The sequence below is a fragment of the Streptomyces coryli genome (genome assembly GCF_011044975.1).
Lineage (GTDB): Bacteria > Actinomycetota > Actinomycetes > Streptomycetales > Streptomycetaceae > Streptomyces > Streptomyces coryli.
Window position 1 is genome coordinate 1 of sequence record NZ_JAAKZV010000246.1, and the last position, 11,759, is coordinate 11,759.

8 protein-coding genes and 2 tRNA genes are annotated in these 11,759 nt (G+C 73.0%); 3 read left to right on the forward strand and 7 right to left on the reverse strand.

The window, feature by feature from the left end:
• Positions 1 to 827: 827 nt before the first annotated feature.
• The 4 genes from G5C51_RS34370 to G5C51_RS34385 form a co-directional block, all read right to left on the reverse strand.
• Positions 828 to 2,204, reverse strand: a complete 1,377-nt coding sequence (locus G5C51_RS34370) for a ferredoxin reductase family protein (RefSeq protein WP_338118404.1) — start codon at positions 2,202 to 2,204, stop codon at positions 828 to 830.
• 163 nt (positions 2,205 to 2,367) lie between these two features.
• Positions 2,368 to 2,441, reverse strand: a tRNA-Phe gene (locus tag G5C51_RS34375).
• 30 nt (positions 2,442 to 2,471) lie between these two features.
• Positions 2,472 to 2,546 (reverse strand) — tRNA-Asp (locus G5C51_RS34380).
• A gap of 186 nt (positions 2,547 to 2,732) precedes the next feature.
• Positions 2,733 to 4,124 (reverse strand): M14 family zinc carboxypeptidase, encoded by a 1,392-nt coding sequence (locus G5C51_RS34385; protein WP_165243407.1) that lies wholly within the window; start codon positions 4,122 to 4,124, stop codon positions 2,733 to 2,735.
• 176 nt (positions 4,125 to 4,300) lie between these two features.
• Here G5C51_RS34385 and G5C51_RS34390 point away from each other — a divergent pair, with 176 nt between their 5' ends.
• The 3 genes from G5C51_RS34390 (at position 4,301) to G5C51_RS34400 (ending at position 6,416) form a co-directional block, all read left to right on the forward strand.
• A complete protein-coding gene (locus tag G5C51_RS34390) occupies positions 4,301 to 4,657 on the forward strand; it encodes a PRC-barrel domain-containing protein (protein WP_165243409.1) in 357 nt (118 codons plus the stop codon).
• Positions 4,658 to 4,832: 175 nt separating this feature from the next.
• Positions 4,833 to 5,876, forward strand: a complete 1,044-nt coding sequence (locus tag G5C51_RS34395) for a LacI family DNA-binding transcriptional regulator (RefSeq protein WP_165243411.1) — start codon at positions 4,833 to 4,835, stop codon at positions 5,874 to 5,876.
• Positions 5,877 to 5,903: 27 nt separating this feature from the next.
• Positions 5,904 to 6,416, forward strand: coding sequence for a hypothetical protein (locus G5C51_RS34400; RefSeq protein ID WP_165243413.1), 513 nt, complete (start codon positions 5,904 to 5,906; stop codon positions 6,414 to 6,416).
• Here the strand turns inward: G5C51_RS34400 and G5C51_RS34405 are convergent, their stop codons facing one another.
• From G5C51_RS34405 to G5C51_RS34415, 3 genes are all read right to left on the reverse strand, one after another.
• Positions 6,417 to 8,705, reverse strand: coding sequence for a beta propeller repeat protein (locus G5C51_RS34405; protein ID WP_165243415.1), 2,289 nt, complete (start codon positions 8,703 to 8,705; stop codon positions 6,417 to 6,419).
• A gap of 99 nt (positions 8,706 to 8,804) precedes the next feature.
• Entirely contained in the window at positions 8,805 to 10,823 is a 2,019-nt protein-coding gene (locus G5C51_RS34410) for a glycoside hydrolase family 48 protein (protein WP_165243417.1), read from the reverse strand.
• A gap of 46 nt (positions 10,824 to 10,869) precedes the next feature.
• Positions 10,870 to 11,759, reverse strand: an 890-nt coding sequence (locus G5C51_RS34415) for a glycoside hydrolase family 6 protein (protein WP_206314646.1), incomplete at its 5' end; no start/stop codon positions are given.

Sequence of the window (11,759 nt, forward strand, 5' to 3'; positions counted from 1 at the left end):
GGCACCGAAACTCGGGCGGGTGCGCGGCGGATGCGGCGGGGGCGCTGGGGAGTCGGCCGTGGGAGTCGAGGGTGTGGCGGCACCGGCACCCGGGCGGGTGCGCAGCGGGTGCGCGGGCGCATGCGGTGGGGACGCCGGAGGCTCGTCGGCGGGTGGTTCCGCGCGAGGGGTGGCGAATGGCGCCGGCGGCGGCGGGATCTGTGCGGCCACGCGCGGGACTGGTGCGGCCGCAGGCGGCGGGGCAGATGCGGCCACGCGTGGGACTGGTGCGGCCGCAGGCGGCGGGGCAGATGCGGCCACGCGCGGCGGGACTGGCGCGGCCATCGACGGCGCGGCGGACGTGGCCACCGGCGGCGCGGCGGACGTGGCCACCGGCGGCGCGGCGGACGTAGCCACCGGCGGCGCGGCGGACGCGGGCATCGGCGGTCGGGCCGCCGCGGCTGCCGGTGGGGCGCCCTGTTCCGGGATCGACATTGGCGCGGGGACGAAGTACGACACGGGTGCAGGCCCCGCGGCAGCCGCGCCCTCCTGCCGTGGCGCACCCTCCTGCGCTGGCGCCCCCTCCTGCCGTGGCGTGCCCCCCTGCCGTGGCGCGTCCTCCTGCCGTGGCCCGACCTCCCGCCGTATCGCGTCCCCCCGCCGTAGCGCGCCCTCCTGCTCTGGCGTGCACTCCCGCTCTGGCGCGCCCTCCCGCAGTAGCGCCTCTTCCCGCCGCAGCGCACCCTCCCGCCCCAGCGGGCGGCCCGGGGCCGTCGGGCGTACGCGATCATGCGTCGCCCTCGGGGCGACATAGCGTGGCGTCGAAGCGTGGCGGCGGTGGCGGCCCATCAGGTGAAGCTTTCCGTGTGTATGCGGCGGGTGGGGACTCCCGCGCGGAGCAGGGATTCGGTGGCGGCTGTGGTCATGCCGGGTGGGCCGCAGATGTATACGTCGTGGGCGTGCAGGTCGGGGATCAGGTCGGCGAGGGCGTGCGGGGACAGGGGGTTGTACGGGCCGTCGGAGGGGCCGAGCAAGTAGTGCAGGCGGGCGCCACGGGTTGTGGCGAGGTGCTCCAGTTCGGTGGTGAGTACCAACTGCTCGGCGTCCGCCGCCCGGTAGAGCAGCGTCAAGTCGCCGGGGCCGGCCGGCAGCGTTTCGTACAAAGTGCGCAGCGGTGTGATGCCGGTGCCGCCGGCAAGGAGCAGCACTTTGCGCCGGACCCGCCGGTGCGCGGTCAGCGCGCCGAAAGGGCCGGTCGCCAGCACCCGGGTGCCGGGTCGCAGCCGCCGTACCCGGCGGGTGTGGTCGCCCGCCGCCTTGACCGTGATGCGCAGGCTGTCAGGGCCGGGCGGCGCCGATAGGGAGAACGGCAGCGCCGTGCGCCACAGCCGCCGGGTCAGGAAGCGCCAGCGCAGGAACTGACCCGGCTCCGCGCCGAGTTCGTGCAGCCGCTCGCCCCTCACGGTCACGCTCACCACACCCGGTCCCTCGACCCGCACCTCGCTGACCGTCAGCCGGTGCCGTAGCGCCTGTCGTACGGGCACGACGACCCGGTACGTGATCAGCAGCACGGCGACCGCCGTGTGCAGCAGCGACCACAGCCAGCTCGTGACCGGGTTGCCGGAGAGGTCGGGACCCGACGGCTGGTGGATGAAGCCGAGGGCGGCGCCCGCGTAAGCGAGCAGGTGCAGCCCGCGCCAGGACTCGTGCCGCAGCCGGCGGCGCACCGGCGGGGCGGACGTGGCGCCGGCGGCCAGCAGCAGCGCGGTGCCGGCGACGGCGGCGGCGAGGGCCGGGTAGCCGAGCAGGTCGGCGGTCGCGGTGAGCACGTCGGTGTCGAGGTGGACCGCGTGCCCGGCGAGCGCGAAGGCGCAGTGCAGCAGCAGCGTGGCGAGCACCCAGCCGCCGCACGCGGCATGCCAGCGGGCCAGCCGGTCGCCGCCGGCCCCCCGCTCGATGGCGGGCACCCGCGCCATGAGCAGCAGCATGACCAGCACCCCGTACCCGGCGAGCAGCCCGCAGCCGTGCGCCGCCGTGGCGAAGAGCGCGTCGAGCCGGGCGGAGGGCCGCACCTGCACGGCCCACAGCAGGAATACGGCCCCGGCGCCGCCGACGACGGCGGTGGCGAGGGTGCGGGCGGGGACCCGGTGGGGGTCGGGCGGGACGACGCCCGCGGTGCCGGGTGCCGCGGGGCGCACGGGATGAGGGGGGTTTGCGGTGCTCACGAGCGCCCACGCTATGGGCGGCTGAGGTGCAGGAATACGGCAGAACGGACGCGGGCGCGATCCTTAGGGCGCGGTTAAGGACCCGCTCGGTGTCGGTTAAATCGGTCCGGGGCGGCAGCACATGAAAAAGCCCCCTCCGGCGATCCGGAGGGGGCTTCGACTGTGGCTGGGGCCGGGATCGAACCGGCGACCTACCGCTTTTCAGGCGGTCGCTCGTACCAACTGAGCTACCCAGCCGCCCTCTCAAGGGGCGTACCCCGAGAGAAGCGGTCCTGACGGGATTTGAACCCGCGGCCTCCACCTTGACAGGGTGGCGAGCACTCCAAACTGCTCCACAGGACCTTGCTGTGCGACGTGCGGTGACGTGCGCGAGAACAAGTCTCGCACAGTCCGATGCGTGCTCCCAACCGGATTCGTCCGCCGCGAGGGCGGTGCGGATTCGGGGGGTGCTGTCACCAGGGGTGACGTCGCTGGATCAGCGTAGCAGAAGCTCTGCCGGGGCCCGAAAACGAGCGGTCGGCCCCCTCGTCAGCGCTCGTGCACCGCGTGATCCGCAGCCGCCAGCAGCGCCGCGTACTGGATCCCGGCCAGCGTGGCGATCGGGATGGAGGAGCCGTGCAGCGGCTCGGCGTCCTTCTCCCACTCCTGGTAGCGCTCCGACAGCCGGCGGTGCAGGCGGCGGACGGCGGGCCGGGCGGTGCCCGCGGCGAGCTCGGCGGCCAGGGCGCGCAGCAGCATGCCGCCGAAGCGGATGCGGCAGCTGTGCACCGAGGCGCGGCAGGAGTAGCGCTCGGAGACCGTCGCCGGGCGGTCCTCGGCGGCCGTGGCGCGGGCCGCTTCGACATCGGCGTCGGCTATCAGGGCCGGGACGAAGGACTTCGTCGCGCGGAGGAACGGGGAGTCGATCGTCAGGTGCGGGGTCGCGGCGTCGAGGATGTCCGTCAGGAAGGCGCCGGCCTCGTGCAGCGCCGTGGCGCGCTCGCGCAGGATCTCCGGGTAGCGCTCCGGGACCGGGGTGGGGTCGTCGGCGTCCGGGTGCGACCAGTGCGGTACCTCGGTGACGAAGTAGAAGGTGCCGTACTGCTCGGCGTAGGCGGCGCTGGAGGCGCCGGCGATACGGGCGGCGGGGTCGTCGCCGTGGGCTTCGAGGTAGTCGTACGCGGCGCGCATGTCGATGGAGCCGTAGACGGCCGGGGCGTAGACGGGGACGTGCGGGGCCTCCGGCTCGCCGGTGGCCAGCGGCAGGCCCGCGGTGGTGGGGATCTCGGCGAGGGTTGCGTAGAGGGCGGGGGCGGGGCGGTTGAGGTAGTAATACACGCCGCCCTCCTCGCAGTTGTGGAGCGTGGTGAGGAAGCGCGGCCGGGTCGCGTCGAGCAGCCGCATCAGGGCGAAGGTCTCCGGCAGCGCGGCGTCGAAGTAGGCGTCGCGGTAGCTGAACGGGAAGGTCCACTCGACCTGTTCGTAGCCCGGCGGGCGGTAGAAGGAGCGGCCGTAGCGGATGCGGTCGCCCGGGGCCTGGAACCAGTCCTCGTTGAGGCGGGCGCCGTCCGGGTCGATGCACGGGACGATGTGCCAGGTGGCGCCGTAGCGGCGGCGGAGCGCGGCGTCCGTGCAGAGGGTGTTCGCCAGGTGCAGGGCGGTGACGGCGCCGACCGGCTCGTTCGGGTGAACGCCGCCGACGACGACCAGGTCGCCGCCCTCGGCCGCCGCGTCGCCCACGGTGAAGCAGTGCAGCGGCTCGCCGAGCCGGGAGGTGCCGATCCGGCGCTCGGTGATCAGTGCCGGATGTCTGGCGGCGAGCTCCCGGAAGGAGTCGAGGAGTTCGTCCACGCCGGGGTAGTGGCCGGTGGCGGGGACGGAAGTCACGTGCCGGGCCCAGTGGGCGGGGTTGTGCGCTTCGGGGGCGGGCTCGTGGCTCATCCGCTCTCTTCCTGCTGTCTTGGGTGACGACACCGAGGTACCGCACTGGGCTCGGATACGCAATGTGGCCTGCCACAGACGCCCAGTGTGCGGCAGTGTCCGATATGCGCGTAATGCTGGAATCTGCGGGCTACTGTGGCCGGGTATGGGTACGGGCGGCGACCGAGGAGGGTTCGGTGTTTCCAGCGCACGACATCCGTGAGTGGATCGGCCAAGGGGTCAAAGGGGCCGACGGCGGCAAGATCGGGGAGCTGGAGGCGATCTACGTCGACACCCGGACGGACCGGCCGTTCTTCGCCACGGTCAAGACGGGGATGCTGGGCAGCCAGCGGCTGGTCTTCGTGCCGCTGGTGGACGCCACGGTGAGCCCCGGGCATCTCACTGTCGCCTTCGAGAAGCGGCAGGTCAGGGATGCGCCGGCGATCGCGACCGATGGTGAGCTGCCGGCGGAGGCGGAGGCGGATGTGTTCGGGCATTACGGGATGGCGTACGAGGCCGGGGGCGCGGGCGAGCGGCGGCTGGCGCGGCGCTGACGCGCGGCGGGCGCGGCGCATACGGGAGACGGACGCTGCGCCGACGCGAGACGGACGCTGCGCTCACGTGAGACGGCAGAGCCCGTGCCGCCAGGGGTGGTTACCGCCTGTTAAGTTCGTCACGGCAAGGAGCCCCGCGGGCGGGCACAGGCGCTTCGGGGCGGGAGGAGGGCGCATGGCGGACAGAACGCGCGGCGGGGGCCGGCCCACGCTGGAGCAGGTGGCCGCGCGGGCCGGCGTGGGGCGGGGCACGGTCTCCCGGGTCATCAACGGATCGCCCAAGGTCAGCGAGCACGCCAAGGCCGCCGTCCAGCAGGCGATAGCCGACCTCGGCTACGTCCCCAACCGCACCGCCCGCGCCCTCGCCGCCGGCAGCGCCGACGCGGTCGCGCTGGTGATACCCGAGCCGGAGACCCGGCTCTTCGCCGAGCCGTACTTCTCCGGCGTGATCCGCGGCGTCAGCGCCGCCCTCTCGGCCGCCGACAAGCAGCTGCTGCTCGCCCTCATCGGCACCCCGGCCGAACGCGAACGCCTCACCCACTACCTCAGCCGCGACCGCGTCGACGGCGTCCTGCTGGTCTCCGTACACCAGGACGACCCCCTCCCCGCGCGGCTCGAAGAGCTCGGCCTCCCGCTGGTCCTCAACGGCCGCCGCCACGCGCAGGAGTCGCTCCCCTACGTCGACTCCGACAACACCGGCGGCGCCCGCGCCGCCGTCGAGCACCTCCTCGCCCGCGGCCGCCGCCGCATCGCGACCATCACCGGGCCGCAGGACATGTACGTCGCCCAGTGCCGCCTCGAAGGCTGGCGCCAGGCGCTCGCCGCGGCGGGCGTCGCGGCCGGGCCGGTCGCGATCGGCGACTTCACGGAGGACGGCGGGCGTCGCGCGATGCGCGATCTGCTGGACCAGCGGCGGGAGTCGGGGGCGCCGCCGGACGCGGTCTTCGCGGCGTCCGACCTGATGGCGGCGGGCGCGCTGCAGGTGCTGCGGGCGGCCGGGCTGCGGGTGCCGGGCGACGTGGCCGTGGTGGGCTTCGAGGACTCCCCGGTCGCGCGGCACATGGACCCGCCGCTGACGTCGGTGCGCCAGCCGACCGAGGAGATGGGCCGGGCGATGGTCCGGCTGCTGCTCGGCCGCCTCGATGCGGATGCGGCGGCCGCCGCGGCGCAGCCGAGCCTGGTGCTCCCGACCGATGTGGTGGTACGGGCCTCGGCCTGAACCGCGCCGCACGTAGGCTGACCGATCATGTACATCCCCCGCAACGCGCTCAGCGGCAGCCGCCGCAGCAGGCTGGTCAACGGCGGGCTGCTCACCCTGATCACGACCGTCCTCGGCGCCGCGCTGACCGCCGCCGCCGTGAACTCGACCGACGCGCCCCTGTCGCTCGCGGCCTTCGCCTCGACCGCGCTGTCGGCGTGGCTGCTCACGTGGTGGTGCGTCCGCTTCTGCTACGTGAACTACCGCGCGGCGGAGGGGGCCGAGCCGCCGGAGGACCCCAGCGGGTGGCCGTGGCTGGTGGCTCCGGCGGTACTCGCCGCGATCCTCCTGGTCACCGGCTTCCGGGCACTGCGGGACGGGGAGACGGGATCGGCGATCGGCTCCTTCGTCTTCGGGGGCTTTCTGCTGCTGGTGGCCGGGCTCCTGCTGTTCGTGCAGCTCTCCTTGCGCGCCGGCCGCCGTGCGCCTGATCCGGCGGCAACGGCGGCCGCACAGCCCCAACACCCCCGGCGGGCCTGGGGATCGATCGACCGGGGCTAGCTAGCCCGCGTACACGATCCCCCGCCCGTTCGTCCCCAGGTACACCCGCCCGTAGCGGCGTGGATCGCCGGTGATGGCATCGCCGATGTTGCCGTACTGGTGCTGGGCGTCGTTGAGGCGCCGCCAGGTGGTGCCCCTGTCGTCGGAGGCGTGGACGCCGGGGGTGCCGGAGGCTGTTCCGATCAAGTAGAGGGCGGGATACGTCTGGTCGGGGGCGGGTTTTCCGAAGCCGATGGTGCGGGCGTCCGTGATCCCGGCGGTCTTCGCGAAGGTGCCGCCCGCGTCCGTGGAGTGCCACAACCCGCCTTCCCCGGCCAGCCATACGTCGCCCTCCGACCCCGGCACCGCCTTGAACCCCGACGGGCCCGTGGCCGGCAGTCCGGTCGCACCCGTCTTCGCGAAGGTCGCGCCGCCGTCCCGGCTGACGTAGAAGACGCCCGCCGCGAAGCCGTAGAAGAGAGCCGGATTCACCCGGTCCGAGCGCACCCGCGCCCCCGACGGGATGCCGCTCGCCGCGCGCCACGAGCTTCCGGTGTCCGTGGACACGCTCACCGCCGCCCCCTTCGGCGCCCACACCACGCTGCTCCCGTCCGCCGCGACGGCGATGGTGCCGCCTTCCGTGACCCCGCCCGGCTCGCCGCTCGCCTGGAACCAGTGCGCCCCGGAGTCGGTGGAGAAGGCCGCCCGGGTGACGCCGGGTTGGGCGGTGGTGTCGACGTTCCCGGCCCGGACGATCAACGACGGCTTCAGTTCCGCGTAGTCGAGGCTGGTCGTCGTGGTGTGGTTCGGCTGGGTGTACATCAGGTCCGGTACGGCGGTGAGGTCGGTGTGCGCGAAGCCGCCGATGTCGGCGAGGGCGGAGAGCAAGGGCGGGCCGGTGGGTGGGCTGATCAGGTCCAGGCAGTATGTCTCGTCCAGGCCTGCCACCAGCGGCTTGATGGTGATCTTCGAGCCTGCGTCCCATTGCGTCAGGTCGGTGGTCGCGTAGATCGTCGCGCCTGTGCCGTACAGCATCCGGTCCGAGTCGTACGGGTCGATCTCCAGCGCCTCGGTCATCCAGCCCAGTTTCGGGGTGAGTTCGGGCGGCGCCGGGTTGGCGCCGAAGGTGAGCCAGGGGACGGCCGAGATGTCCATCGTGTAGCGGAGGGTGCGCTCCGGATAGCTCGCGAAGTCCCAGATCCGGCTCCAGCTCGCGCCCGCGTCCGTGGAGCGGAAGATGATGATGTCCGGCCACCAGGAGATCTGGGTGACGACCATGAGGGTGTCCGGGCGCTGGCGGTCCAGGCTCAGGCCCGAGTAGCCGTAGTACGCGTCGGCGGAGTCGGACGGGACCGGGCTGATCCGGGTCCATGTCTCGGCGGCGATGTCGTAGCGCCAGACGTCCCCCTTGCCGCCGTCGTACGGGCCGCCGGTGTCGCTGGTGGCGAGATACAGCCGCCCGCCGGCCTCGTCCAGCACGCCCTTGTGCGCGAGATAGCCGGTGGGCTGTCCGGCAATACGGGACCAGGTGGCGCCCGCGTCGGTGGAGCGGTAGACGGTGCTCTCCTTGTCGGCAACGCCGACATAGATATGCGGCGTGGGGCTCCCGGCCGTGCCGCTGGAGCGGTCGAAGAGCACCCACACCACGCCCTGGATGTCGGACTGGTAGCCGGTCGGATCGGACGGATCGGCCACGTACGAGCCGGGGTTGGGGAAGGCGTCCGCCTTCGCCCAGGTCGCGCCCGCGTCCGTCGAGCGCCACAGGCCGTGGCCGCTCGGCGTACCCAGGTACAGCACCCGCCCGTCGTTGGGGTCCACCGCCAGCCGCTCGCCCATGCCGCGCCCCGGCATGTTCCCGCCGAGCTTGAACGGCAGCTTCGCCGTCTCCCAGCTCGCCCCGCGGTCGGAGGAGCGCAGCACGGCGCCGTTGTTGGGGTCCCAGTCATTGGTGTACATGCCGACCGCGGCGTACAGCCGGTCCGCGTCGGAGTCGTCGGTGGCGAGGGCGACGACGCCGTTGTAGCCCCAGTTGTCCTGGCCGACCCAGTCGAGCAGCGGGGTCCAGGTGCTGCTGCCGGGGTCCATGCGGTAGGCGCCGCCGATGTCCGTACGGGCATAGACCAGGCCCCGCTCGGCGCGGCTGAAGACGATGCCGGGGACGAAGCCGCCGCCGCCGACGGCGACGTTCTGCCAGGTGGTGGCGGCGTCGTCGTCGAGCGGAGCCGCGGCGGCGGACGGGAATCGGGTCAGGGCGGGGGCGGCGGCGGTGGCGGTGGCGAGGGCGAGAAAGTGGCGTCGGCGCAGGGTCATCGCGAGTGCTCCCTAGGGGAGTTGGGGGGTTACGGGAGGAGCCCCGGCGCGGCCCGCAGCGGGGGTCGGGAGGCAGACCGCGCCGGGAGTGTGCGGTGGCTACGCGGGAGCGGGGAAGAGCTCCGCGTACACGGCGAACGCGATGGCGATCCCTGCCTGGGCCCAGAAGCGGTGGTACGTGAACTCCGGGGCGGCGCCGCCGTCCAGGTACGCCTGCACCTTCGGCCAGTCGGCGTCGTCCTCGTACCAGGAGCGGAGGGCCGCGAAGGTCACGCCCGGCTTGATCTCGTCGCCGTTCGGCATCGTTCCCGACCAGCCCGCCGGTACGTAGACCTCGTCGCCGAAGCGCTCGTAGTCGGCGCGGGTCTCCGGGACCGCGATGCCCTTGGCGTCGCTCTTGGCGGCCATCGCGTCGAGCAGGTTCTTCGCCAGGGCGGCGATGTCGGCGTCGCCGGCCTTCGCGGCGTAATACGTGAGGGTCTTGGCCAGTGCGGCGCCGACGCCGACGTCCTGGGAGGTGTCCTTGACGGAGACGTGCAGGCCCGCATTGCCGCCGGGGGCGGCCGGGTCCCAGGTATCAGGCGCGCCAGACCAGTTGAGGGTGGCCGGGAAGGCATAAGTGCCGTCACCCACCGACGTGTTCGCCGCCGCCCACGCCACCCACTTCTTCAGCACCGCCTCCGCGTCCGCGTCGCCGGTGACGTAGTAGTACTCCGCCACCCGCTCCATCGACCACACCTGGAAGCCGAACCAGTTGTTGCTCGGCGGGTCGTGATAGACCGGCTGCCAGTCGTACGCCATGCCGTAGAAGGTCGGCGTCCCGGCCGGCGGCGCGCCGTACTGGCCTTCCCAGCTGTTGGTGCAGCCGCCCGCGATGGCGCCCTCGGCGGACTGCAGCCAGCGATAGAACTCCAGCTGCCGCTTGAGGCTCGTGGCCCAGTCCTGCTTGGCCGTCGGGGACTTCGGGGTGAGCGCCGGGTCGTTCGCCAGCGCCCACGCGGCCAGCGGGTTCTGGTAGCCCGCGTGCGCGGCCGAGTCGCCGATCCGCCAGGCCCAGCCGCCGCCCGGCTCGGCGCCGCCCCAGGCGTAGTACCAGGAGAGCAGGTAGTGCTGGGCCTGCCGGCCGGTGCCCGCCGCACAGCCCGTCGGGCTGGTGCAGTCGCCGATTTTCTTGAAGTACTTGTCGAAGGTCGCGTAGCGCAGGTAGTCGCCCATCTTGGCGGCCTTGGCCACGGAGGCGGAGATCTGCGCCTGATTGCCTTGCGCGGTGGCCCACTTGTTGGCCCAGTAGGCGGCCTGGACGGCGCGCGCGTCGGCGTCAGGGGCGTTGGTGTACTTCCACTGCTTCGCGTACGAGGCGTCCTTCACGAAGAGGTCGAGGTAGCCGTTGGTGCCGCCGTACGCCATCAGGTCGGTGGTCGGCTGCGGGACCGTCTCCCACACCGACTCCTGCGCGCCGCGCTGGTAGCTGTTGATGTACGAGGGCCCTGGGCCCGGGCCGTTCTCGCCGCCGGTGCCCGGGGTGTTGCCGTAGCCGTAGATGTTGTCGACGTCCAGCAGCCAGTGCATGCCGTAGACGTTCGTGGTGCCGTACGCGGAGCTCAGCTCGGTCGCGATCGGGTCGGCGCCGACCGCGACGGCGGGGTCGATGGGGGAGGGGTATTTGCTGACCTCCGGCCACTCCGGGATGTAGGAGGCGGGGGCGGAGGGCTTGTACGAGTCGTTGGTGGGCTGGTCGGTGGCGGTCGGGATGATGTACTTCTCCGTCACCGCCCAGGCCTCGTTGAACGGACCCCAGTCGCCGGTGATCCGCCCGTACGCCGCCTCGAGCCACATCCAGTAGCTGAAGGCTTCCGAGGTGGTCTGGTGTCCGTGGTCGGGCGCCTCGACGATCAGCGTCTCGACGCAGTGGTACGGGATGCCGTCCGGGCTGAAGTAGCCGTTGGCCGGGTCCTTGATCCTGTCGTACTGGGCCTGGAACAGCTCCGCGTACGGGTCGGCTTCGGCCCCGCTCCCGGCGCGGTCGGTGATCGGGGCCGCGGCGGCGGTGGCGGGGGCCGCGGCTAACAGCGCGGCGCTGCCGAGCGCGGCGCCGAACTCTCTTCGTGACAGAGGCATGACAGTCCTTCGGTGAGGGGGGTGGGCAAGTCTTTTCCGGTGCCGGTCAGTTGGTGGCGAGCGCGTGCGCGAGCGCCGGGTCGAACTGCCCCGCCGGCGCCGCGCAGCCGTCCGCCTCGCCGGGCGGCTTGACCCACAGGTACGCGTCGACCGCGGCGTCGCCCGGCTCCAGCGCGGGGTTCTGCCCGAGCGCCCGGCCGGAGGGGTCGCACCACTCGCCGTTGGAGCCGTTGCCGTTGCGGCTGGTGTCCACGACGAGGCCCAGGTCCGGGTCGCCGATCGCGTCGAGGATCTGCTTGCCGTAGGCGACTTCGGCGTCGGTGGGGTTGAAGTTGGAGACGTTGGTGTAGACGCCGTCGGCGTCGGTCACCCCGGCCGCCTTCAGGCGTGCGGCCTGGTCGGCGGCGGGATTCCAGCCGGAGTGGCCGCCGTCGAGATAGACGCGGGCGGCGGGGTCGGCGGTCTTGATCGTACGGACGGCGTCGTGCAGGGCGGCGTTACGGGCGGCGAGCTCGTCCGCGCTCAGGCAGGTCTGCAGGGCGAGGGAGTCGGTCTCCAGGATGATCAGGACCTTGTGGTCGCCCAGCCCGGCGGCGATCTTCTCGACCCAGCCTTTGTACGCGGCCAGGTCCGGGGCGCCGCCCGAACTCGGGCCACCGCAGTCGCGGTTGGTGATGCCGTACACGGACAGGACCGGCACCTGGTCGCCGGCGGCCGTGACGTAGTCGGCGACCTCCTGCTGGACGGTGTCCGGCTTGAAGGCGGAGAGCCAGCGGGCCTGGGGCTGGGAGGCGATGCGGTCGTTGATCACCGGCTGCCGGGAGTCGGCGGGGTTGGCGGCGACCCAGCGCTTCACCTGGGAGTTGGGGTCGGTGTAGAGGGAGTCGGCTTCGGGGGCCGTTTCCGCGAGGGCCGCGGGGGCGAAGGGGGTCAGGG

Bases quoted from the DNA above. Each gene is read 5' to 3' on its own strand.
- G5C51_RS34385 (WP_165243407.1), bottom strand. From the start codon at position 4,124: ATGAGCCACGAGCCCGCCCCCGAAGCGCACAACCCCGCCCACTGGGCC.
- G5C51_RS34395 (WP_165243411.1), top strand. From the start codon at position 4,833: ATGGCGGACAGAACGCGCGGCGGGGGCCGGCCCACGCTGGAGCAGGTG.
- G5C51_RS34400 (WP_165243413.1), top strand. From the start codon at position 5,904: ATGTACATCCCCCGCAACGCGCTCAGCGGCAGCCGCCGCAGCAGGCTG.
- G5C51_RS34405 (WP_165243415.1), bottom strand. From the start codon at position 8,705: ATGACCCTGCGCCGACGCCACTTTCTCGCCCTCGCCACCGCCACCGCC.
- G5C51_RS34410 (WP_165243417.1), bottom strand. From the start codon at position 10,823: ATGCCTCTGTCACGAAGAGAGTTCGGCGCCGCGCTCGGCAGCGCCGCG.